The sequence below is a fragment of the Streptomyces sp. NBC_01439 genome (genome assembly GCF_036227605.1).
Classification (GTDB): Bacteria; Actinomycetota; Actinomycetes; order Streptomycetales; family Streptomycetaceae; genus Streptomyces.
Window position 1 is genome coordinate 6,925,402 of record NZ_CP109487.1, and the last position, 21,800, is coordinate 6,947,201.

The window sequence follows — 21,800 nt, forward strand, 5'->3', positions numbered from 1 at the left end:
CCCGCACCACCAGGGGTGGCCGACCGCAGCACACCACGGCCGGCCACCCCACCGGGCCCCGCCTAGAACACCGCGACCCCGGCCCGCGTCAGCCGCCAGTCCACCGAAGCGAACTGCGCCGGATCCACCGTCCCCTTCGCCTTCACCCACTGGATGATCGTGTTGCGGATCTCGTCCGAGTTCGCCCACACCTGCTTCGCCTGCGGAACGTGCGGGAAGTTACCGCCACCCGAAGCCCGGTAGTTGTTCACCGCCAACACGAACTGCCCGGCCGGATCCACCGGCTTCCCCTGGAACGACAACCCCGTGATCCGCGAACCCACCGGCTGCGCGATGTCGATGTCGTACACCAACCCGTACACCGCGTCGTAGTTGTAGTCCGGCACGCCCTCCGCGTTCGTCAGCTTCGCCGGATCCACCGGAGCACCCGGAGCCGTCTGCACGTAGTACCGCGCCGAGTACTCCAGGTAGTCCTTCACCTGCGCACCCGTCAGCAGCCGCGCCTCCATCGTGTTCTCGAACGGATACAGACCCGCCGCATCCCTGATCGTCACCTGACCCGACGGGATCGCCGCCGTCCGCGAGAAGCACGACGCCTGCGACAACACCGGCAGCGCCGCCCACTCCGAACCGGCCAACGCCCCCTTCACCGTCTCCGCCTGCACATGGTTGATCAGATCGATGATCGCGACGTCCTTGACCGGCCCCTCCGCCGACGACATCGCCTGCGTCGACGTACCGATCACCTGGTTCACGTACGCCACGACCTTGCGGTGCTCGTCCGACAACAACCCCGTGATCTTCGGGTCCTCCGCTACCGTGTTCGAGTTCAGCACCTTCGCCGCGACCTTCGCCACCGACCAACGGCCCTTCACCCACGCCAGCTCGAAGTCGAACAGCGTCAGCCGCTGCCCCCACTTCAGCGGCTCCGACAGCACCACGTCCTTGCCGGTCGCCTTGTTCTTCACCCGGTACTCCGGGATCTCCGTGTGCGCGTGCCCCACCAGGATCGCGTCGATCCCCGGCACCTGCTCCGCCACCAGCGCCGCCGCGTTCTCGACGTACGGCAACTGGTCACCGTACGACGACGTACCGCTCGACCCCGAGTGCGCCGACACGATCACCACGTCCGCACCCATCGACCGCAGCTTCGGCACGTACTTCGCCGCCTGCTCCTCCAACCCCGGGAACGTCATCTTCCCCTGCACGTTCGCCTTGTCCCACAACGCGATCCCCGGGTTCGTCAGCCCCAGCACCGCCACCTTCACGTCCCGCCCGCAGGGCGTGCGCAACTTGTGCATGCTGTACGGCGCGAACGCCGGCCGCAGCGTCCGCGCATCCAGCGCGTTCGCCCCCAACAGCGGGAAACGACACTGCTCCTCGAACTTCCGCAGCACCGGTATCCCGTAATTGAACTCGTGGTTCCCCAGCGCCGCCGCGTCATAACCGATCGCGTTCATCGCCTGCGCCATCGGGTGCACCGGACCCCGCCGCGCAGTGATCGGATCCACCTTCGCGTAGTAGTACGACAACTGCGTGCCCTGGATCGTGTCACCCGCGTCTATCAGCAGCGTGTTGCGCCGCCCCTTCTCCGCCCGCACCTGCTCCACCAACGTCGAAATCTTCGCCAGACCGACGTCGTTGTGCGCCTTGTCGTCGAACTCCTTGTCCGTGAAGTAGTCCCAGTTGAAGACGTTCCCGTGCAAGTCGGTCGTACCCATCACCGTGAACGCGTACGTCCGCGCCCCGGAACCGGACCCGGACCCGGCCCCCTTCACCTCCTGCACGGCCGCCGCGGCCGGGGAGCCCGCGGCCCCCGCCAACGCCACGGCCGCACCCGTCGCCGCCGTGCTACCCAGGAAAGTCCTACGGTCGAACGCCATGCCATCTCCCTTTTGAGGCCTGAACAACGCGCGTAGATTCTGACCCACCAGTAACAAGCCGCAACACCCCCACCAGGTTTCGATCCGATGACCGCACCCGAACGAGCGACAGTGCGACAGTGAAACCATGACCCAGGACGCAGCGCACGCATCCCACCAGCCCTACGGAACCCCCGAAGTACCCCGCGTAGCAGTCCGCGGCGAAGCCCGCATCGAAGTCGACCCCGAGATCGCCCGCATCGGAATCACCGTCAGCGCCCGCGGCACCGACCGCCGCGCCGCACTCGAAGACCTCACCCGGCGCAACAACACCGCCCTCGACCTCATCAAGAGCTACGGCGACCCCGTCGAAAAGCTCGAAACCGGCGCCTTCTCCATCACCCCCGAACTCACCCGCCACGGCCGCGCCGAACGCATCCGCGCCTACCACGGCCGCGTCCACATCACCGCCGAACTCAGCGACTTCACCACCCTCGGCGAACTCACCACCCGCCTCGCCGACCTCGAACTCACCCAGATCGACGGCCCCTGGTGGGCCCTGCGCCCCACCTCACCCGCCCACGGTCAAGCCCGCCGCCAAGCCGTGCTCGAAGCCGTCCAACGCGCCCGCGAATACGCCGAAGCCCTCGGCGCGAACCTCGCGGCCCTCGTCGAACTCGCCGACCTCGGCGCCGAGAACGCCGCCCCCTTCACCGCCGCCCCCGGCGCCGGCATGCGCACCATGGCCTTCAGCGCCAACGAAGACGCCGGCCCCCCGCCCCTCGACCTCGAACCCCAGCGCCAGACCGTCTACGCACAGGTGAACGCCCGCTTCACCATGACCCCTCCACAACTCTGAAGAACCCACAAATGCCGCCCCGGGGGTGCTCATCAGAGCACCCCCGTGCACATTCAACAGTTGTCAACAACCTTTTGCCCAACGGTTGTTGATTGGACATCCGGAAGCGATTACCTACCCGCAGGTAGGGGAATACGCTCGCCTCATGCGCCGAGCGAAAATCGTATGTACCCTGGGCCCCGCCACCGACTCATACGACCAGATCAAAGCACTGGTCGAAGCCGGAATGGACATCGCCCGCCTCAACCTCAGCCACGGCACCACCGCCGAACACGAGGAGCGCTACCAACGCGTACGCAAGGCCTCCGACGAGACCGGCCGCAGCGTCGGCATCCTCGCCGACCTTCAAGGCCCGAAGATCCGACTCGGCCGATTCCACGAAGGCCCCGTACTCCTTGAACGCGGCGACGAATTCACCATCACCGTCGAAGACCACCAAGGCGACCGCCACACCTGCGGCACCACCTACAAAGGCCTCGCCACCGACGTCACCACCGGCGAACTCATCCTCGTCGACGACGGCCGCGTCACCCTCGAAGTCACCGCAGTCGACGGCCCCCGCGTCCACACCCGCGTCATCGAAGGCGGCATGGTCTCCGACCACAAAGGCCTCAACCTCCCCGGCGTAGCCGTCTCCGTCCCCGCCCTCTCCGAAAAGGACATCGAAGACCTCCGCTGGGCCCTGCGCACCGGCGCCGACGTCATCGCCCTCTCCTTCGTCCGCAGCGGCCGCGACATCGAAGACGTCCACCGCATCATGGACGAAGAAGGCCGACGCCTCCCCGTCATCGCCAAGATCGAAAAGCCCCAAGCCGTCGAAAACATCGACGACATCGTCGCCGCCTTCGACGGCATCATGGTCGCCCGCGGCGACCTCGGCGTCGAAATGCCCCTCGAACAAGTCCCCATCGTCCAAAAGCGCGCCATCAAACTCGCCAAGCGCAACGCCAAACCCGTCATCGTCGCCACCCAAATGCTCGACTCGATGATCGACAACTCCCGCCCCACCCGAGCCGAAGCCAGCGACGTCGCCAACGCCATCATCGACGGCACCGACGCCGTCATGCTCTCCGGCGAAACCAGCGTCGGCAAATACCCCATCGAAACCGTCCGCACCATGTCACGCATCGTCGAAGCAGCCGAAGAAGACATCCTCGCCAAGGGCCTCCCCCCACTCACCGACCGCAACAAACCCCGCACCCAAGGCGGAGCCGTCGCCCGCGCAGCCGCCGAAATGGGCGACTTCCTCGACGCCAAATTCCTCGTCGCCTTCACCCAGAGCGGCGACACCGTCCGCCGACTCTCCCGCTACCGCTCACCCATCCCCCTCCTCGCCTTCACCCCCGACCCCGCCACCCGCTCCCAACTCAACCTCACCTGGGGCGTCGAAACCTTCCTCGGCCCCCACGTCGGCTCCACCGACGCCATGATCGCCCAAGTCGAAGAAGAACTCCTGCGCATCGGCCGCTGCGTACCCGGCGACACCGTCGTCATCACCGCCGGCTCACCCCCCGGCGTCACCGGCTCCACCAACCTCGTCCGCATCCACCACATCGGCGACGCGGTCCACTGACCCACACACCACACCGCGTCGGGCGCCGCGCCCGACGCGGCCACCCGCACTACCAGCCGAACCGCCGATCCACCACGGCCGCGAACTCCTCGAACGTCAACACCGCATCCCCGGCCGCATCAGCCTCATCGAACAACGCCGACGACGCCTCCGCATCCCCCACACCCCAGAACGGCAGATCCCCCCGCGCCGCCAAGGTCGGCCCCTTCGACCGCAGGGCCGAGATCACCTCCGCCCGCGTCAGCTCCCCGTCCTCATCCAGGGCGAGCGCACCGAACAACTGCCGGGCCTTCTCACTCATCGCGCACTCCCTCGTCGAACCAGCACAACCAGCGCTTGACCTCAACCTAACCTGAGGTCATACGGTCGCCACATGACCACCGAGGAATACACACAGCAGCAGCTCGCCGCCCAGCCCATCGGCTACTGGACCCGCGAAGCCGCACACCTCGTCATCGGCGGCCTCCGCACCGCCCTCGCCGAGGAACACCTCACCCAGCCCCACTGGTGGACCCTGAACCACATAGCCGGCGCCCCCGGCACGTGGACCCGCGAGGCCCTCACCGCGAAGCTCGCCCCCTTCGACGACCAGCACACCGACTTCGAGGCCCTCTACGCCGACCTCACCACCCGCGGCTGGCTCACCGAAGCCGACGACCACCTCACCCTCACCCTCACCGAAGCCGGAGAGGCCGGCCGCCTCCGCGCCCACGACCGCAACGCGAAGGTCCACACCCGGATGCGCGAGGGCATCGACGACGCCACCTACGCCGCCACGATCGACACCCTCCGCCGCCTGGTCGCCAACCTCGGCGGCAACGGCGACCTCCCCGCCTAGGACACGCACCTCACCCGTCGAAGCGGGACCAGCGGAACCCGTGCGCCAGCAGCGGTGTGAGGGTCGCACGGTGCAGAGCGCCGAAGCACGCGGTCGCCTCGTCCTCATCAGCACTGATCATGGCCAGCAATCCCGGAGCCACGAAGAACCTGTTGGCCGAGTAGGTCGGGAGGAACGGACTCAAGGGCACCGGACGCAACACGCTCCACAAGCCGTCGAGGCTCGCGACCGGCATGCAGAAGGTCGCCGCCTTGTAGGGAGAGGCGAGCAAGGCTCCGTGCAGCGTGAACTGCAGGAGGAAACGGCTCAGCGGCTCACGCTCGACGATCGTCTCCGGGGCCTCGCGGGGGTCCTCGGTGTGCCACACGAGGGGATCCGCCGCACCCCCACCCCCCGGCGGCCACGGGACGGACCAGTCCATGGAGCCCTCGTTCCACTCGGCGAAGACCAGCCGGTCGCCGAGCGGCCCGGCAGCACGCTCGGGCCGCCGCAACACGGGATCGTGGAACCGGTGGATCGCCGGACGGCGGCGGGCCAGACGGTGGAAGGAAGCCAACGCCTCCGGCAGATCACCCGGTTCCTCCGCCGACCCCGCCGCCTCGTCCTCGCCATCGCCCTCGGCAGGGAACCAGCCGAGGACGAACGACTCCAGGGCCCGGACCGGGTCCCCCTCCACGCCGTCCACCCAGTCCACCCCCGGCACCGGCCCGGGCGCCGGAACCGGCCGTACGGCATCCAGCATCACGCGGCTCATCGGACGGTCCAGCTCCAACTTGGCGTGGTCGAAGTGGGCCGCGGCCCAGCTCCTCCCCCTGCACCACGCCCTCCCGAGCGGCAGGTGGCCCTGCTCCAAACGGGCGAACACATGGATGGGCGGGGAATCATGGAAGTCGAACCGCGAGTGGAGCTCCGGAATCCTGTCCCCGCGGAGCAGCACCTGGGTGGAATCCTGCACCCCGCTGCCCCCGGGATCGTCCCCGGGCACGACCACGACCACGGTCGCCTCCGACCCCACCCCGATCAGCGCCGGACCCATCTCGTACCGCCGAACCAGAGCCCCCGCGACGGACAGCGCCGCCGCCTCGGTGACCAGGGGCGGAAGCATGTGCGACATGCGGCCACCCTATCCAGCAGGCACCCAGGGCCAGTCCGGCCCGCTCCGGCTCTAGTCGCCGGTCGTGCCGTCGAGCATCTCGCGCAGGATGTCCAAGTGACCGTTGTGGCGCGCCGTCTCCTCCGTGAGGTGAAGGAGGATCCAGCGCAGGTCGACGTGCAGGCCGTCGCGGACCGCCCGCTTCGCCCGGTCGCCCAGGCCGCTCCCGGCGACCAGCTCGCGGTACCCGGCACTCTGCTCGGCGTACTCGTCGAGCAACTGCGCGAGCGGGAAGTCGACGGCCACGCGCATCTCGCGGTCGGGGTCCTCCTCCGTCCAGGGTCCCCGGTCCTCCTCACCGAGGAAGACCACCTGGAACCAGTAGTACTCGACCCAGCGGAGGTGGTTGATCAAACCGCTCATCGTCATCAGCGGTGAGCCCGGCAGGAGCGCCTTGCGGGCGTTCTCCGCGGAGACGCCGTCGCACTTGGCGCGGGCGGTGTCACGGGCATAGTCGAGGAACGTGGTGAGCTGCGTGCGCTCGTCCCACGCGGGCGGCGTGTCGTCGATTCTGGTCATCGTGCGAAGCGTCCCCGATGACCACGACCGGTGTCGAGGCGTTTTCCCGACCGGCTTGGTCCGCCGGGCGGGCCCTCGCTAGTGCTTCGGCCCGATGTGGGCGTCCATGAGGGCGACGGAGTCCTTCCGCGCGACGGACACGTTGAACGGATCGCTGCCCCGGGCCAGCACGGTCCACTGGACCCCGACCTTGGTGAGCGTGTCGGTACAGAGCTTCCGGATGTCGTCCGACTTGTTGGTGAAGAAGTACCGCGGGTACTCGTAGCGCTTGCCGTTGCGGACGGTCCAGTTGGTGATCCGACACCCGTCGGAGTGGATCAGCCCCCGCAGGAAGTCCCACGGATGGGCGTCGACGATCTCCTGCTGCCAGTCCTCAAGGATGATCCGCCGCTCGTGCTTCTTGCCGGGCCCGTGCTGCGGAAACAGGCATGTCCAGTGGGTCGAGTGGGACTGCACCTCGACGCATCCCTGTCGCTGCCGACGGCTTACGCGAGGCATCCGCATCACGAGGTGCATGGCTTCCTCGGCGGCGTCGATGAGGCCGGCCCAAGTGGCGTCGCAGAAGATGGAGAGGTGGTGCTGCTTGTACTTCGAGATGATGTGGCCGTCGCCGAGATAGAGGCCGAGGAGATAGGCGTAGGCGGGTCGTTCGAAGCCAAGGCCGGTGCACCTCGGGCAGTCGGTGGGCGGCTCGTAGGTCTCGCCGCGGTGCTTCCGGTCCTGATACCGCCACCAGCCGACAGTGCCGCGGGGCACGCCGAGGTTCTCGGCCACGTCCCGATTGGTCACGCCTCGGCGTAACAGTAGAACTGCTTCTTCGCGTATCGCGGGATTGTGCTCCACGAAGCAGGAGCATCGCTGCTAATCGTCCGGTTGGTCGTGATTCGAAGCTTCGTTCACCGTGACGAGTGAAGATCGCAAAATTGGCTCGGCGACCTTGAAATGGAAGGAGAAGTGCCCCGAGTCGGATTCGAACCGACGCTGAATGGGTTTTGAATCCATCGCCTCTACCGCTGGGCTACCGGGGCTCCTTCGAAACGAAGGATACCTAAGACCCTCCGTGTCACAAACATACAGGAGCTAGGTAGGCTCGTGGGAGCTTAATCGCCTTGCACCGAGGAGCATCCGTGACCGCCGAGCACGAGTCGACGCCCACGCCCGACGCCGACCAGTCGCACGTTCCGCCGCTGACGACCCGGGTCGTCATCGCCGAGGACGAGGCGCTCATCCGTCTCGATCTCAAAGAGATGCTCGAGGAAGAGGGCTACTCCGTCGTCGGCGAGGCCGGCGACGGCCAGACGGCCGTCGAGCTCGCGCGCGAGCACCGTCCCGACCTGGTGATCCTCGACGTGAAGATGCCCGTCTTGGACGGGATCTCCGCGGCCGAGAAGATCGCGGAGGAGTCCATCGCGCCCGTCCTGATGCTCACCGCGTTCTCGCAGCGCGACCTCGTCGAGCGGGCCCGGGACGCCGGGGCCATGGCGTACCTCGTGAAGCCGTTCAGCAAGAGCGACGTGGTGCCGGCCATCGAGATGGCCGTCTCCCGCTTCGCGGAGCTGCGCGCCCTGGAGCAGGAGGTCGCCGACCTCTCGCAGCGGCTGGAGACCCGCAAGCTGGTGGACCGGGCGAAGAGCATCCTGCAGACGCAGTACGGGCTGACCGAGCCCGCCGCCTTCCGCTGGATCCAGAAGTCGTCCATGGACCGCCGGATGTCCATGCAGCAGGTCGCCGAGGTGGTCATCGAGGACGCCGAGGCGAAGAAGAAGGAGAGCGGCAAGTAGCCGCCCCCGGACATGCGTGAGGCCCGCCTCCCCCCGAGGGGAGGCGGGCCTCACACGTTGTGTCAGTCCTCGCCGAGGTAGGCCTTGCGGACGTCCTCGTTGTGGAGGAGGTCGCGGCCGGTGCCCGAGAGAACGATCTTGCCGATCTCCATCACGTGCGCGCTGTCGGAGAGCGAGAGCGCCGCCTGGGCGTTCTGCTCGACGAGCAGGATGGTCATGCCCGAAGCCTTGAGCTCCTTGATGGTCGCCATGATCTTCTGCATCATCAGCGGGGACAGGCCCATGGAGGGCTCGTCCAGCATCAGGAGCTTGGGGCGGGACATGAGCGCGCGGCCCATGGCGAGCATCTGCTGCTCACCGCCCGAGAGGGTGCCGGCGGCCTGCTTGCGACGCTCGCCCAGGATGGGGAACATCTCGTAGGCGCGCTGGACGTCCTGCTCGATGCCCTCCTTGTCGGTGCGCAGGAAGGCGCCGAGCTGGAGGTTTTCGGCGATCGTCAGCCGGGGGAAGATGTGGCGTCCCTCGGGGGAGTGGGCGAGGCCCAGGGAGACGATCTTGTGGGCGGGGACGGTGCCGAGGGGCTGGCCGTCGAAGGTGACGCTGCCGCTCTTGGGCTTGATGAGCCCGGAGAGGGTGCGCAGGGTGGTCGTCTTGCCGGCGCCGTTGGTGCCGACGAGGCAGACGATTTCGCCTTCGTTGACTTCGAAGGAGATTCCCTTGACGGCTTCGATCTTGCCGTAGGCGACCTTGAGGTCTTCGACCTTGAGCAGTGCGGTCACTTGGCCTCTCCTTCCGTGCTGGTGGTGCTGGTGGTGCTGTCCGAGTCGGTGTCGGCCGGGGCGTCGGTGTCGCCGTCGGCGTCCGCCTCCGCGTCGGGCGCGGCGTCGGCCTCGGTGGCTTCGGCTTCGACGGCCTCCGTCTCGGCTTCGGCCTCAGCCTCGGCCTCGGCCGGTGCTGCGGCTTCGGCGGCGGCTTCGGCAGCCTCGACCGCGGCGTCGTCGGCGGCGCCCGGGTCGCCCTCGAAGGGCTCGCCGAGGTAGGCGGCGATGACGCGCTCGTCGCCCTGGACCTCGGACGCGGTGCCTTCGATGAGCTTTTCGCCCTGGACGAGGCAGGCGACGCGGTCGCAGAGGTTGAAGATGAAGCGCATGTCGTGCTCGATGACGAGGACGGCGATGCCCATGTCGCGGATGGCGAAGATGAGTTCTTCGGCAGCGCGGGTTTCCTGCGGGTTCATGCCGGCGGTGGGCTCGTCCAGGAGGATGAGGCCGGGGTCGCTGGCGAGGGCGCGGGCGATTTCCAGCTTGCGCTGTTCGCCGTAGGGGAGGTTCTTGGCCAGGTGCTGGGCCTTGTTCTCCAGGCCGATGAACTCGAGGAGTTCCATGGCGCGCGCTTCGCTGGCGGCTTCGGCCTTCTTGAAGCCGGGGCCGCGCAGCAGTGCGGACCAGAGGCCTTCCTTGGTGCGGGTGTGGCGTCCGACGAGGACGTTCTCCAGCACGGTCATGTTGTGGAAGAGCCGGATGTTCTGGAAGGTGCGGGCGATGCCGGCCTCGGTGACCTTGTGGGGCTTGGGAGGCAGGACGGTGCCCTTGTAGCTGACGGATCCCTCGGTGGGGACGTACAGCCCGGTGAGGCAGTTGAAGAAGGTGGTCTTGCCGGCGCCGTTGGGGCCGATGAGTCCGACGATCTCGCCCGAGTTGACCTGGAGGTCGACGTTCTTGACGGCGGTGAGGCCGCCGAAGCGCATCGTGACGCCCTTGGCTTCGAGAACCGTGGTCTTGGTGGTGGTGTCCGTGGTGGTCGTCATGTTGTTCACGCCCCCGCCTTGGCGGTGGCCAGGTCCGCGGGGGCCTGGTCAGCGGTGTCGTCGTGGAACTCGAGCTGCGCGCGCTTGTTGGCGATGAGGCCTTCGGGGCGGAAGCGCATGAGCAGGATGAGGGCGATGCCGAACGCGAGGAGCTGGTAGTCCTGGAGGAAGGCCAGCTTCGCGGGGATCAGGAAGAGCAGTGCGGCGCCGAGGATGGGGCCGCGGATGGTGCCCATGCCGCCGAGGATGACGGCGGCGAGGAGGAACGCGGAGTTCGGCGGGACGGGCCCGGCGAAGACGTAGTTCTCGGGGACCACCGTGCTGTTGACGTGTGCCTGGACGGTGCCGGCGAGGCCGGCGAGGGTGGCACCGAGGGCGAAGGCGATGAGCTTGACCTTGAAGCCGTTGATGCCCATGGCTTCGGCGGCGGTCTCGTCCTCGCGGATGGCGACCCAGGCGCGGCCGATGCGGCTGCTGCCGGCGCGGGCGAAGACCACGACGACGAGGGCCATGACGAGCAGCATCAGGAAGTAGTAGTTGGCGTAGGCGCCGAGGGTGATGCCGCCGACCACGTGGGATTCCCCGAAGTTCCACCCGAAGAGTTCGAGGTGGGGGATGTTGGGGATGCCGTTGGGGCCGTTGGTGATGTCGGGGCCGGAGGTGCCGTCGAGGTTGCCCATGGCGATGCGGAAGATTTCTCCGAAGCCGAGGGTGACGATGGCGAGGTAGTCGCCGCGCAGGCGCAGGGTCGGGGCTCCGATGACCACGCCGAAGATGAGTGAGGCGAGGGCGCCGACGATGACCGCTGCCCAGAAGGGCAGGTGGATGCCGAAGGCGGATGCGGTGCTTCCGGAGACCAGGGCGGCGGCGTAGGCGCCGACGCCGAGGAAGGCGACGTAGCCGAGGTCGAGGAGGCCGGCGAGGCCGACGACGACGTTGAGGCCGAGGGCGACGGTCGCGAAGATCAGGATGTTGACCGCGATCAGCGTGTAGGTGTCGCCGCTCTGCTGGATGAACGGGAAGGCGATGGCGGCGGCCGCGGTGCCGATCAGGGTGACCTGGCGGTACTTGGCGGTGAGGCCGCCGAGGCGGGCGAAGAGGCCGGACTTGTTCAGCGCGAAGGCCGCGAGGCCGACGGTGATCAGGTAGGCGACGAAGAGCTGCGGTTCCTTGTCATCGGTGTCGATGCCGTAGGTGATGACGAAGAGGCCGATGGCGAAGACGGCGGTGATGATGAGGATTTCGGCCCAGGAGGGCAGCTGCTTGGCGGGGGCCGCCTTGCGGGTGTCGTCGGGGAGCTTGTTCACGGCGAGGGCCGGGATGAGCGAGCCGACGAGGGCGACGTAGGCGCCGGGTTCCAGGTTGACGACTCCGCCGAGGACGACGGTGATGGCGATGACCGTGAACCAGGTGGCGGCGAGGTTGCCGAGGGTGAGGAAGAAGAGGGCCTTGCGGGAGCCGTTGGGGGTGAGCCAGCCGAGGCCCTTGACGCCGAGTGCGGAGAGCGCGTGGGCGAGGGTGAGGGCGGCTCCGGCGAGGGTGACGTACTGGAGGCCCGCGGGGCTGCCGTAGTAGGTCAGGTCGCCGGGGAAGTCGGCGGTCCAGGTCCACGCGAGGAAGGCGCTGACGATGGTCAGGAGGCTGCCTGCGATGACCGCGTAGAGGAGGGTGGTGGGCGCGGGGCCCTGCTTCACCGTGTCTGCGGTCTGCGGGGTGGTGTTGGTGGTCATGGTTCTCACGCCCGATCCGCGACGCGCTCGCCGAGCAGGCCTTGTGGCCGCACGAGGAGGACGACGATGAGGAGTACGAAGGCCCAGACGTTGGACCAGGCGCCACCGCCGAGCTGCGACATGCCGGGGATGTCTTCGATGTAGGCGATCGAGAGGGCTTCGGCGAGTCCGAGGACGACGCCGCCGACCATGGCTCCGTAGATGTTGCCGATGCCGCCGAGGACGGCTGCGGTGAAGGCCTTGAGGCCGAGGATGAAGCCCATCTCGAAGTTGATCTGGCCCTTGTCGAGGCCGTAGGCGACGGCGGCAACGGCGGCGAACGCGGCACCGATGGCGAAGGCCATGACGATGATGCGGTCGGTGTTGATGCCCATCAGCTTCGCGGTGTCGGGGTCCTGCGCGGTGGCCTGCATGGCGCGGCCGCTGCGGCTCTTCTGGACGAAGACGCCGAGGGCGAGCATGCAGAGCGGGGCGAGGATGAGGACGAAGAGGTCCGCGCGCTGGATGGAGAGGCTGTCGGTGAGCTTGAAGGCGGCGCCCTTGAACTCAGGGAAGCTGACGGCCTTCTTGGCGTCCGGGTAGAACTGCCAGACGAGCTGCTGGAGCGCGATCGAGAGGCCGATTGCGGTGATGAGGGGTGCGAGCCGGGGGGCGCTGCGCAGTGGGCGGTAGGCGAAGCGTTCGGCTGCGCAGGCCACGGCGACGGAGGTGGCGGCACCTCCGATGATCATGACGGGTATCGCGATCAGCAGGGAGGTGCCGGTCGGGAGGATGGCGTAGGCGCTGAGCGCGCCGAAGCCGCCGATCATGAAGATCTCGCCGTGGGCGAAGTTGATGAGCTGGACGATGCCGTAGACCATGGTGTACCCGATGGCGATGAGACCATAGAGAGCACCGAGGGCCAGGCCGTTGGCCAGCTGTTGCGGCAGTTCGTGCACCGCAGGGCCTCCGATGAGCGTGTCGGATAAGACTCCGCGCGAGGGCGCTGTTTGCGCCCTCGCGCGGCGTTGGTTCAGGTGGTACGGGTGTTGCTGGGGACTACGGGCTTACTGGTTGAAGGTGTCGCTCTTGACGTCGACCCACTTGCCGCCCTCGACCTTGTAGACGGTGAGCTGCTTGTTGGTGGTGTCGCCGTACTCGTCGAAGGCGACCTTGCCGGTCACGCCCTCGAAGGAGACCTTGCCGAGTGCCTCGACGACCTTGGCGCGGGCGTCGGTGGGCAGCTTGCCGTTGTTGGCGGCGGCGACGGCCTTGACGGCCTGGATGACGGCCCAGCCGGCGTCGTAGGAGTAGCCACCGTAGGCGGCGTACGGGTCCTTGTAGCCCTCGGTCTTGTAGTCCTCGATGAACTTCTTGGCGGTGTCCAGCTTCTCGACCGGGTAGCCGATGGAGGTGGCGAGGTCGCCCTCGTTGGCCTCACCGGAGGCGCTGATGAAGGCCGGGTCCTGGATGCCGTCGCCGCCCATGAGGGGGACGACCGCGCCGGTCTTCTTGATCTGGTCGGCGAGCAGGCCGCCCTCGGGGTACTGGCCGCCGAAGTAGACGGAGTCGGCGCCGGAGGACTTGACCTTGTCGGCGGTGGAGGAGAAGTCGGTCTCCTTCACGGTGACGTGGTCGGTGCCGACGACCTCGCCGCCGAGCTTCTTGAACTCGTCGGCGAAGATGGCGGCGAGGCCGGCGCCGTAGGTCTGCTTGTCGTCGACGATGAAGACCTTCTTCTTGCCGGCGTCGCGGAAGAGGTACTGGGCGGCGAACTTGCCCTGGACCACGTCGGTGGCGGCGGTGCGGAAGTAGGTCTTGAAGCCGCGCTTGAACTCGCCCTTGCCCCAGTTGTCGCCCTGGCTGAGCGCGGGGTTGGTGTTGGCGGGGGAGACCTGCGCCAGGTTGGCGGAGTTGAAGACGCCCTGCATCTGCTGGGCGACGCCGGAGTTCAGCGGGCCGACGACGCCGAGGACGTCCTTGTTGCCGACGAGCTTGGTGGCGTTGGCCTGGCCGGAGGCGGGGACGGCCTGGTCGTCGAGGGCCTCGACCTTGAACTCGATGCCCGGGACCTCGTTGTTCTTGTTGGCCGTCTTGGCCGCGAGGTCGACGGAGTTCTTGATGCCCTGACCGAGCGCGGAGAGCGAGCCGGTGAGCGGGGCGTCCACACCGATGACGACGGTGGTCTTCTTGCCGCCGCCGTTGTCCTTGGAGTCTCCGCCGTCGCGCGATCCGCAAGCGGTGAGGGTCAGTGCTCCCGTGGTGATCACGGTGGTGAGGACGAGCAAAGAACGGTGTCGCACGATTCTTCCTTTCCCTGGCGCGGCTCTCTCGTGGAGAGGTGCCGTTAGGTCGCCGGGCCGCACTGGGAGGTCCACGGCCGTGCTGATTGCGCCCTGCGGCGCGGTGACTGGCCGTGACTCTAGGCCCGAGGTGGCGAGCACGGGGAGCAGGGAAAGGAGGATGTGACGCTCTTGTTATGCCAAGGCCAAGAATGTGTAGCGGGAGTGTGGACAAATCGGACGTTTTCTTACCTTGGGGGGTGTCCGCATCCTGAGAATTGCCTGCTCTCCTAAGGGGCTTGAGGCCTTCATGCTCCTGTCTTAGATCATTTTCGGCCGAATGTGGCTGCGCGTGCCCAAAGGAACCCTCCGAGTGGTCTTTCTTAAGGGAAAAGGCGGATTCCAACCCTTGCGTGCATTACGCAGGGTGACCGTCAAGAGGGCACTTTCGAATCCGGATGGATCTTGTTCGGATGGCGGCACGGCCTTTCACCTGCGCTTCGGTCCTACGGGGGGATGTGCCCGGAAGCCGGACAGTGCGCTCGGGAATGCGGTGACCTCGGTCACGTCGGCGGGCGCCAGTTCTCCGAACTGCGCATCGCGCCGCCCTCGTCGGCGCAGCGCTGGGCCACGAACCGGTCGATCAACTCAAGTGCCTTGTCCCGCCCGGCAGTTCGCTCCTCGGTGCGCCCTGCGGCCACGGCGTCCTCGTGGATCGCGTACTGGTCGTTGGACAGGCCCTTCTGCTCCCAGTCGAGACCGGACCACTTCGTGCCCATGAGGGTCTCCTTCGCCCAGTAGGACACGAGGCTCGTGCACACCTGTACGGGCGAGGGGGGAGCGGGGCTGGAGGGGTTCGTGGAACCCGCCGTGGAGCCCGCCGTGGAGCCCGCCGCGAAGGGTGGCGCGGAGGATGAGCATCCGGTCAGGGCGAGCGCCGCGAGCAGGGTGTGGGCGGCGTACCGGGCCGTGCGTGGCAGGGTCCCCATGGGGGGACGGTAGGCGGTGACCACGGGTGACACAACAGATGTCACGGCGAAGCGTGCGGACTGGCGGATTCCGGGCGGTTGGCGGGTGCCGTGCCGTCCGGCGCCTGTCGGCCGGGCGGCCGGCCGTCGTCTCCTATGCTCTGGCCGTGACCGGACCCAAGAGCCCGACGGCATGGATCGAATCGGCCCGGCAGGAGCTGGACGCCCCCGATGCGGGGCGTCGGGACAGCTGCCTCGAAGTCGTCAGTGACGTCCTGGAGACGGGCCTCCTGGCACGGGACGACGCGGCACGGGACGACGCGGTACGGGTCGTCGAACGCCTCGTCGCGGTCGCGCTCTCCGACGAGGGCTACGAGCTGCGGGAGTCCGCGCTGCACGCCCTCTGCACGGCCACCGCGCCCTACGAGCTCACCCATCGGGTGGTCGCGCCGCTCGCCGCGGCGGACGGCATGGAACCCCTCCTGCTGGAGTACGTCCTGGGCGTCCTCGGTGCCACGGGCGACCGGGCGGCGCTCCCGGCCGTCGGGCGCTTCCTGCGCCACCACGATTCGGGGGTGCGCCGGGAGGCGGCGGACGCGGTGAAGGAGCTGCGCTGGCGCCTGCATCCCGCCCGGGAAGGGACCGCCTGAGCCCCGGGGCCCGGGCGGTCCTGCGTCACGGCACCCAAACCGGTCGGGGGTCAGGCCCCCGCGGCCACCTGGTCGGCGTCGCGCAGCAGGCAGGTCAGGCGGGCGGTGCAGATCCGCTTGTCCTGCTCGTCGGTGATGACGATCTCGAAGGTGGTGGTCGAGCGGCCGCGGTGCACCGGGGTGGCGACGCCGGTGACGATGCCGGAGCGGGCGCCCCGGTGGTGGGTGCAGTTCAGGTCCACGCCGACGGCGATCTTGGTGATGCCGCCGTGCATCATGGCGCCGATCGAGCCGAGGGTCTCGGCCAGTACGGCGGAGGCACCGCCGTGCAGCAGTCCGTAGGGCTGGGTGTTGCCCTTGACGGGCATGGTGCCGACGACGCGGTCGGCCGAGGCCTCCAGGATGCGGATGTCCATGCGCTCGCCGAGGTCTCCGGCCGAGAACAGCGCGGGCAGGTCGATGCCCAGGGCCGCGTACTCGTCGAGGACCTCCTGCGGGAACTTCACTGCGTGCTGCTCACCCATGGGTCAGGCTCCGTTCGTCAACGCTCGTTAACCGTCTTGTCCTGAGGTCGTTCTATCAGGCCGGTTCGAAGCGCACGACGACGGACTTGCTGGCTGGGGTGTTGCTGGTGTCCGCGGTCGAGTCCAGCGGGACCAGCACGTTGGTTTCCGGGTAGTACGCGGCCGCGCAGCCGCGGGCGGTGGGGTAGTGCACGACGCGGAAGCCGGGCGCGCGCCGCTCCACGCCGTCCTTCCACTCGCTCACCAGGTCCGTGTACGAGCCGTCGGCCAGGCCCAGCTCGGCCGCGTCGGCCGGGTTCACCATGACCACGCGGCGGCCGCCGGTGATGCCGCGGTAGCGGTCGTCGAGGCCGTAGATCGTGGTGTTGTACTGGTCGTGGCTGCGCAGGGTCTGGAGGAGCAGCCGTCCTGCCGGGACCCGCGGGTACTCCACGGGCGCGGCGGTGAAATTGGCCTTGCCGGTCTTCGTCGGGAAGCGGCGCTCGTCGCGCGGGGCGTGCGGGAGCTGGAAGCCGCCGGGGTGGGCGACGCGGGCGTTGAAGTCCTCGAAGCCGGGGATCACGCGGGAGATCCGCTCGCGGATCGAGGCGTAGTCGCGCTCGAACTCCTCCCACGGGGTGGCGGAGGCCGCTCCGAGGACCGCGCGGGCCATGCGGGCCACGATGGCGGGCTCGGACAGCAGGTGCGGGGAGGCGGGGGCGAGGTTGCCGCGGGAGGCGTGGACCATGCCCATGGAGTCCTCGACGGTCACGAACTGCTTGCCGCTCGCCTGTACGTCCTTGTCGGTACGGCCGAGGGTGGGCAGGATCAGGGCCCGCCGGCCGGTGACCGCGTGGGAGCGGTTGAGTTTGGTGGAGACGTGCACGGTCAGGGAGGCCCTCCGGATGGCGGCCTCGGTGACCTCGGTGTCGGGGGTGGCGCCGACGAAGTTGCCGCCCATCGCGAAGAGGACCTTGGCCTTGCCGTCGCGCAGGGCCTGGATGGAGCGGACCACGTCGTAGCCGTGCCCGCGCGGCGAGGTGATCTGGAATTCGCGGTCGAGTGCGTCGAGGAAGGCGGGCGCGGGACGTTCGAAGATGCCCATGGTGCGGTCGCCCTGGACGTTGGAGTGGCCGCGGACGGGGCAGACACCGGCGCCGGGGCGGCCGATGTTGCCGCGCAGCAGGAGGAGGTTGACGACCTCGCGGATGGTGGCGACGGCGTGCTTGTGCTGGGTGAGGCCCATGGCCCAGCAGACGATGGTGCGCTGGGAGGCCAGGACCATGGCCAGGGCCTGCTCGATCTCGGGGCGGGTCAGGCCCGTCGCGGTGAGGGTCTCGTCCCAGTCGGCTTCCTTCGCGGCGGCCGCGAGTTCCTCGTAGCCGTGGGTGTGCTCGCGTATGAAGGCCTCGTCGGTGGCGCCCTCCGTCTCGATGACGAGCTTGTTGAGGAGCCGGAAGAGGGCCTGGTCGCCGCCGATGCGGATCTGTAGGAAGAGGTCGGTGAGGGCGGTGCCCTTGAACATGCCGATGGGGGTCTGCGGGTTCTTGAACCGTTCCGTGCCGGCCTCGGGCAGCGGGTTCACCGAGATGATCTTCGCGCCGGACGTCTTGGCCTTCTCCAGGGCGGAGAGCATGCGCGGGTGGTTGGTGCCCGGGTTCTGTCCGGCGACGATGATCAGGTCGGCCTGGTGGAGGTCTTCGAGGGAGACGCTGCCCTTGCCGATGCCGATGGTCTCGGTCAGTGCGGAGCCCGAGGACTCGTGGCACATGTTGGAGCAGTCGGGCAGGTTGTTGGTGCCGAACTCGCGGGCGAAGAGCTGGAAGAGGAACGCGGCCTCGTTGCTGGTGCGGCCCGAGGTGTAGAAGAGGGCCTCGTCGGGGGAGTCGAGGGCGGTCAGCTCTTCGGCGATGATCGCGAAGGCTCGTTCCCAGCTGACCGGCTCGTACCGGTCGTCGCCGCCGGGCGCGGCCCCGGTCTCCAGGAGCATGGGCTGCGTGATGCGGCCCTGCTGGCCCAGCCAGTAGCCGGAACGCGTGGCGAGGTCGGCCAGCGGGTGCGCGGCGAAGAACTCGGGGGTGACCCGGCGCAGCGTGGCCTCCTCCGCGACGGCCTTGGCGCCGTTCTCGCAGAATTCGGCCGTGTGCCGCTTGTCGCCCTCGGGCCAGGCGCAGCCCGGGCAGTCGAAGCCGTCCTTCTGGTTGACCTTGAGGAGGGTGCGGGCGGTCCGGGCCACGCCCATCTGCTGCTGGGCGATCCGCAGGGTGTGGCCGATCGCCGGCAGCCCTGCGGCCGCGTGCTTGGGCGGTGTGACCTGCGGTGCGTCCTGTACCGGATCACCTGTGGGCGGCTTGGTCGCCATCGCGCTCCCCTTCGAGCGTACGTACGTATGCAGCACAAGTAGCCGCGTCCTTCGATCCTTGCACGGACCACGGAATCAGGGGAGGGCGGTCCGGTGCTCACCGCACCCCGGTCGGGTGCGCCGGGGGCGTCCGGTGGGGAGGATGCGCCGGGGGAGGCGACGGGCCGGAATTGTCGGTGGGGGCGCCTAGGATCGGTGCGTGGCAGATTCAGCATCGAAGAAGACGGACCAGACGACCGCAGGGGACCGCCCCCGCCTGATGCTCATGGACGGGCACTCCCTGGCCTACCGGGCGTTTTTCGCGCTGCCCGCGGAGAACTTCACGACCGCGACGGGGCAGCCGACCAACGCAATCTACGGTTTCGCGTCGATGCTGGCGAACACGCTGCGCGACGAGGCCCCCACGCACTTCGCGGTGGCGTTCGACGTCTCCCGCAAGACGTGGCGTTCGACGGAGTTCCCCGAGTACAAGGCGAACCGCTCCAAGACCCCCGACGAGTTCAAGGGGCAGGTCGAGCTGATCGGCGAGCTGCTCGACACGATGCACGTGCCGCGGTTCGCGGTCGACGGCTTCGAGGCCGACGACGTGATCGCGACGCTGGCGACGCAGGCGGAGGCGGCCGGCTTCGACGTGCTGATCGTCACCGGCGACCGCGACTCCTTCCAGCTCGTCTCCGAGCACACCACCGTGCTCTACCCGACCAAGGGCGTCTCCGAGCTCACCCGGTTCACCCCGGAGAAGGTCGTGGAGAAGTACGGCCTCACCCCGCAGCAGTACCCGGACTTCGCGGCGCTGCGCGGCGACCCGTCCGACAACCTGCCGGGCATTCCGGGCGTCGGTGAGAAGACCGCGGCCAAGTGGATCACCCAGTTCGGGTCGTTCGCGGAGCTCGTGGAGCGCGCCGAGGAGGTCAAGGGCAAGGCCGGGCAGAACTTCCGGGACCACCTGGAGGCCGTCAAGCTCAACCGGGTCCTGACCGAGATGGTCAAGGACGTGGAGCTGCCCAAGGCCCCGGCCGACCTGGTCCGCGCCCCCTACGACCGGACCGCCATGCTCGGCGTGCTGGACGTGCTGGAGATCCGCAACGCCTCGCTGCGCGAGCGGCTGCTCGCCGTGGACCCGGGCGCGGCCGCCCCGGAGGCCCCGGCTCCGGCGGCCGGCGTGGAGCTGGACGCGTCCGTGCTGGGCACGGGCGAGCTGGCGCCGTGGCTGGAGGGCCACGCGGGCGACCCGCTGGGCATCGCGACCGTCGACAGCTGGGCGCTGGGCCAGGGCAACGTCACCGAGATCGCGCTGGCCGCGGCCGGCGGAGCCGCCGCCTGGTTCACGCCCGCCGAGCTGGACGAGGCGGACGAGCGGGCCTTCGCGGCCTGGGCCGCCGACGCGACGAAGCCCAAGGTCGTGCACAACGCCAAGGGCCTGATGCGGGTCTTCCCCGAGCACGGCTGGACGCTCGCCGGCGTCTCCATGGACACCGCGCTCGCCGCCTACCTGGTCAAGCCGGGCCGCCGGTCCTTCGCCCTGGACGCCCTGTCCATGGAGTACCTGCACCGTGAGCTGGCGCCCGCCGCCGCCGACGGGCAGCTGGCCTTCGGCGCCGACGAGACCGCCGAGGCCGAGGCCCTGATGGCGCAGGCCCGCGCGGTCCTGGACCTGGGCGACGCCTTCACCGACAAGCTCGCCGAGGTCGGCGCCGCGGAGCTGCTCCACGACATGGAGCTGCCCACCTCCGAACTCCTCGCCCGGATGGAGCGCTCCGGCATCGCCGCCGACCGCGACCACCTGGAGGCCATGGAGCAGCAGTTCGCCGGGGCCGTGCAGCAGGCCGTCAAGGAAGCGCACGCCACCGTCGGCCACGAGTTCAACCTCGGCTCGCCCAAGCAGCTCCAGGAGGTCTTCTTCGGCGAGCTGGACCTGCCGAAGACGAAGAAGACCAAGACCGGCTACACGACGGACGCGGACGCGCTGGCCTGGCTGGCCACGCAGACCGACCACGAACTCCCGGTGATCATGCTGCGGCACCGGGAGCAGGCCAAGCTGCGCGTCACCGTCGAGGGCCTGGTCAAGACCATCGCCGCCGACGGCCGGGTGCACACCAGCTTCAGCCAGACCGTCGCCGCGACCGGCCGGCTGTCCTCCACCGACCCCAACCTGCAGAACGTGCCGGTGCGCACCGACGAAGGCCGTGCCATCCGCCGCGGCTTCGTCGTCGGCGAGGGCTTCGAGTCCCTGATGACGGCCGACTACAGCCAGATCGAGCTGCGCGTCATGGCCCACCTCTCCGAGGACGAGGGCCTGATCGAGGCGTTCGCGACCGGCGAGGACCTGCACACCACCGTCGCCTCCCAGGTGTTCGGGGTGGAGCGGTCCGAGGTCGACGCCGAGATGCGCCGCAAGATCAAGGCCATGTCGTACGGACTCGCCTACGGGCTCTCCGCGTTCGGCCTCGCCCAGCAGCTGAACATCGAGCCCGCCGAGGCGCGCGGCCTGATGGAGACCTTCTTCGAGCGGTTCGGCGGGGTCCGCGACTACCTCGGCCGGGTCGTTGACGAGGCCCGCGCCACCGGATACACGGCGACGATCTTCGGCCGCCGCCGGTACCTGCCCGACCTCAACAGCGACAACCGCCAGCGCCGCGAGGCCGCCGAGCGGATGGCGCTCAACGCCCCCATCCAGGGCACCGCCGCCGACATCGTCAAGGTCGCGATGCTGCGCGTGGACAAGGCGATCGCCGGGGCCGGTCTGCGCTCGCGGATGCTGCTCCAGGTCCACGACGAAATCGTGCTGGAGATCGCCCCGGGCGAGCGCGAGCAGGTCGAGGAGCTGGTGCGGCGCGAGATGGGCGCCGCCGTCGAGCTCCGGGCCCCGCTGGACGTGTCGGTGGGCGTCGGCCCGGACTGGGAGTCCGCCGCGCACTGATCGCCGTACGGCCC

19 protein-coding genes and 1 tRNA gene are annotated in these 21,800 nt (G+C 68.7%); 6 read left to right on the plus strand and 14 right to left on the minus strand.

Annotated features, from left to right (window positions below):
- Positions 1-62: 62 nt before the first annotated feature.
- On the minus strand, positions 63-1,883 hold the full coding sequence (locus OG207_RS31445; protein WP_329108037.1) for a bifunctional metallophosphatase/5'-nucleotidase: 1,821 nt from the start codon (positions 1,881-1,883) through the stop codon (positions 63-65).
- A 127-nt stretch (positions 1,884-2,010) separates the two neighbouring features.
- Here OG207_RS31445 and OG207_RS31450 point away from each other — a divergent pair, with 127 nt between their 5' ends.
- Together OG207_RS31450 and pyk are read left to right on the plus strand one after the other, a co-directional pair.
- Complete coding sequence (locus tag OG207_RS31450; RefSeq protein ID WP_329103083.1) at positions 2,011-2,721, plus strand: SIMPL domain-containing protein; 711 nt, start codon at positions 2,011-2,013, stop codon at positions 2,719-2,721.
- A gap of 145 nt (positions 2,722-2,866) precedes the next feature.
- Positions 2,867-4,294, plus strand: a complete 1,428-nt coding sequence (pyk, locus tag OG207_RS31455; protein ID WP_329103085.1) for a pyruvate kinase — start codon at positions 2,867-2,869, stop codon at positions 4,292-4,294.
- Between the two features lie 49 nt (positions 4,295-4,343).
- On the opposite strand, the gene OG207_RS31460 is transcribed toward pyk, so the two are convergent.
- Entirely contained in the window at positions 4,344-4,595 is a 252-nt protein-coding gene (locus tag OG207_RS31460; protein WP_329103087.1) for an EF-hand domain-containing protein, read from the minus strand.
- 72 nt (positions 4,596-4,667) lie between these two features.
- Here OG207_RS31460 and OG207_RS31465 point away from each other — a divergent pair, with 72 nt between their 5' ends.
- Complete coding sequence (locus OG207_RS31465; protein ID WP_329103089.1) at positions 4,668-5,132, plus strand: MarR family transcriptional regulator; 465 nt, start codon at positions 4,668-4,670, stop codon at positions 5,130-5,132.
- Positions 5,133-5,142: 10 nt separating this feature from the next.
- On the opposite strand, the gene OG207_RS31470 is transcribed toward OG207_RS31465, so the two are convergent.
- From OG207_RS31470 to OG207_RS31485, 4 genes are all read right to left on the minus strand, one after another.
- Entirely contained in the window at positions 5,143-6,246 is a 1,104-nt protein-coding gene (locus OG207_RS31470; protein ID WP_329103091.1) for a hypothetical protein, read from the minus strand.
- Positions 6,247-6,297: 51 nt separating this feature from the next.
- Positions 6,298-6,804 carry a DinB family protein gene (locus OG207_RS31475; RefSeq protein ID WP_329103093.1) on the minus strand — a complete coding sequence of 169 codons (507 nt, stop codon included), beginning with the start codon at positions 6,802-6,804 and terminating at the stop codon, positions 6,298-6,300.
- A 78-nt stretch (positions 6,805-6,882) separates the two neighbouring features.
- Entirely contained in the window at positions 6,883-7,593 is a 711-nt protein-coding gene (locus tag OG207_RS31480) for a helix-turn-helix domain-containing protein (protein WP_329103095.1), read from the minus strand.
- 166 nt (positions 7,594-7,759) lie between these two features.
- Positions 7,760-7,832 (minus strand) — tRNA-Leu (locus tag OG207_RS31485).
- A gap of 99 nt (positions 7,833-7,931) precedes the next feature.
- Here OG207_RS31485 and OG207_RS31490 point away from each other — a divergent pair.
- Positions 7,932-8,585 (plus strand): ANTAR domain-containing response regulator, encoded by a 654-nt coding sequence (locus tag OG207_RS31490; RefSeq protein ID WP_030008501.1) that lies wholly within the window; start codon positions 7,932-7,934, stop codon positions 8,583-8,585.
- A 62-nt stretch (positions 8,586-8,647) separates the two neighbouring features.
- Here OG207_RS31490 and OG207_RS31495 read toward each other — a convergent pair whose 3' ends face one another.
- The 6 genes from OG207_RS31495 to OG207_RS31520 form a co-directional block, all read right to left on the minus strand.
- A complete protein-coding gene (locus tag OG207_RS31495; protein WP_329103097.1) occupies positions 8,648-9,364 on the minus strand; it encodes an ABC transporter ATP-binding protein in 717 nt (238 codons plus the stop codon).
- Positions 9,361-10,392, minus strand: coding sequence for an ABC transporter ATP-binding protein (locus OG207_RS31500; RefSeq protein ID WP_329108039.1), 1,032 nt, complete (start codon positions 10,390-10,392; stop codon positions 9,361-9,363). Before OG207_RS31500 ends, OG207_RS31495 begins: the two co-directional genes overlap by 4 nt.
- Positions 10,393-10,397: 5 nt before the next feature.
- A complete protein-coding gene (locus tag OG207_RS31505) occupies positions 10,398-12,122 on the minus strand; it encodes a branched-chain amino acid ABC transporter permease (RefSeq protein ID WP_329103099.1) in 1,725 nt (574 codons plus the stop codon).
- 5 nt (positions 12,123-12,127) lie between these two features.
- Positions 12,128-13,060 (minus strand): branched-chain amino acid ABC transporter permease, encoded by a 933-nt coding sequence (locus OG207_RS31510; protein WP_329103101.1) that lies wholly within the window; start codon positions 13,058-13,060, stop codon positions 12,128-12,130.
- A gap of 108 nt (positions 13,061-13,168) precedes the next feature.
- Entirely contained in the window at positions 13,169-14,404 is a 1,236-nt protein-coding gene (locus tag OG207_RS31515) for a branched-chain amino acid ABC transporter substrate-binding protein (protein ID WP_329103103.1), read from the minus strand.
- Between the two features lie 542 nt (positions 14,405-14,946).
- Positions 14,947-15,372, minus strand: a complete 426-nt coding sequence (locus OG207_RS31520; protein ID WP_329103105.1) for a hypothetical protein — start codon at positions 15,370-15,372, stop codon at positions 14,947-14,949.
- A gap of 146 nt (positions 15,373-15,518) precedes the next feature.
- Here OG207_RS31520 and OG207_RS31525 point away from each other — a divergent pair, with 146 nt between their 5' ends.
- Positions 15,519-16,001: a hypothetical protein gene (locus OG207_RS31525; protein ID WP_329103107.1), complete on the plus strand. Its 483-nt coding sequence runs from the start codon at positions 15,519-15,521 to the stop codon at positions 15,999-16,001.
- Positions 16,002-16,051: 50 nt separating this feature from the next.
- Here OG207_RS31525 and OG207_RS31530 read toward each other — a convergent pair whose 3' ends face one another.
- The gene (locus tag OG207_RS31530; RefSeq protein WP_266597823.1) at positions 16,052-16,525 is read right to left on the minus strand and encodes a PaaI family thioesterase; all 474 of its coding nucleotides are present in this window, start codon (positions 16,523-16,525) and stop codon (positions 16,052-16,054) included.
- A 55-nt stretch (positions 16,526-16,580) separates the two neighbouring features.
- Positions 16,581-18,866 carry an FdhF/YdeP family oxidoreductase gene (locus OG207_RS31535; RefSeq protein ID WP_329103110.1) on the minus strand — a complete coding sequence of 762 codons (2,286 nt, stop codon included), beginning with the start codon at positions 18,864-18,866 and terminating at the stop codon, positions 16,581-16,583.
- Between the two features lie 199 nt (positions 18,867-19,065).
- On the opposite strand from OG207_RS31535, the gene polA reads away from it, so the two are divergent.
- Entirely contained in the window at positions 19,066-21,786 is a 2,721-nt protein-coding gene (polA, locus tag OG207_RS31540) for a DNA polymerase I (protein WP_329103112.1), read from the plus strand.
- The last annotated feature ends 14 nt before the right edge of the window (positions 21,787-21,800 follow it).